This is a genomic window from Acinetobacter sp. WCHAc060033 (assembly GCF_004209125.1).
Taxonomy (GTDB): Bacteria; Pseudomonadota; Gammaproteobacteria; order Pseudomonadales; family Moraxellaceae; genus Acinetobacter; species Acinetobacter wuhouensis.
This window is the reverse complement of record NZ_SGSW01000156.1, coordinates 1-1,012: the sequence shown is the minus strand read 5'-3', so window position 1 is coordinate 1,012 and position 1,012 is coordinate 1. Positions and strand designations below refer to the sequence as shown.

Annotated in this window: 2 protein-coding genes; one reads left to right on the top strand and one right to left on the bottom strand. The window is 38.7% G+C overall.

All coding sequences use genetic code 11. From position 1 onward, the window contains the following. Nucleotides 1-263, top strand: a 263-nt coding sequence (locus tag EXE10_RS21045) for a DDE-type integrase/transposase/recombinase (protein WP_130114602.1), incomplete at its 5' end; no start/stop codon positions are given. A gap of 294 nt (nt 264-557) precedes the next feature. Here EXE10_RS21045 and EXE10_RS21040 read toward each other — a convergent pair. Next, nucleotides 558-1,012, bottom strand: a 455-nt coding sequence (locus EXE10_RS21040; protein WP_033917558.1) for a recombinase family protein, incomplete at its 5' end; no start/stop codon positions are given.

Sequence of the window (1,012 nt, the reverse complement as noted above, 5' to 3'; positions counted from 1 at the left end):
CACGGTTAAAACGGGAAGGAAAATGTCCACCAGACCTTGAGCACAGGCAGGTTAAGTACAAAAATAACGTGATCGAATGTGATCATGGCAAGCTAAAGCGGATTATCAGGGCCACCTTAGGATTCAAATCTATGAAAACGGCTTATGCCACAATTAAAGGTATTGAAGTCATGCGTGCACTACGTAAAGGACAAGCTTCATCATTTTATTATGGTCAGCCTCAGGGTGAAGTGTATCTGGTGAATAGAGTTTTCGGTCTCTAAGCACTTTTTAAAGGGAACATCATCGACTCAGATCCCTATTTGCAACAGTGCCGTTATAACTTTAGGAATTTCTTTTAAGTTATTTCTATATTTTATGAAAAATAGTTTCTATTTAAGCTGTCCTAAAATTAGCCCAATGCAGCCTATATAAAATACATTTTATTTATATTTTAAAAATCAGCAACATAATACTTTGTAAAATCCCATTCAATTTCTAATAGGATTTTTTATTGATTTATCACGTTCTAAGGCTTTCATAATCTCAACTAAATATAGTCGCCAATTCAAATTGAGTTACTCACCTGCTTTTAAATACCGATATACCGCCTGGCGACTAATTCCAAATGCTTGGCCTAATGCCATTTTTGAAGAGTACTTCCCTTCCTTCCATGCTTGTCGTAAAGCTTCGGCCTGATCAGGTTTCAATTTGTGTACCCGGCCTTTATACTTCCCTTGAGCAGAGGCGAGTTTAATTCCTTCCTTTTGTCGCTCCAGAATAATCTCACGTTCAAACTGTGCAAAAGCCCCCATCAGTTGCAGCATCAAATTATCCATCGGGGTGGATTGGGCCGTAAAAGTAATATTTTCTTTTACAAACTGGATGGCGATCCCTCCTTTAACCAGTTTATCTACTTCGGTAACCAAATCTTTTAGGCTTCGTGCAAAACGATCCATGGAATGTACAACAACCCTGTCCCCTTCCCGGAGATAGTTCAACATTTCCTGAAATTTCGGCCGGTCGGTATTTT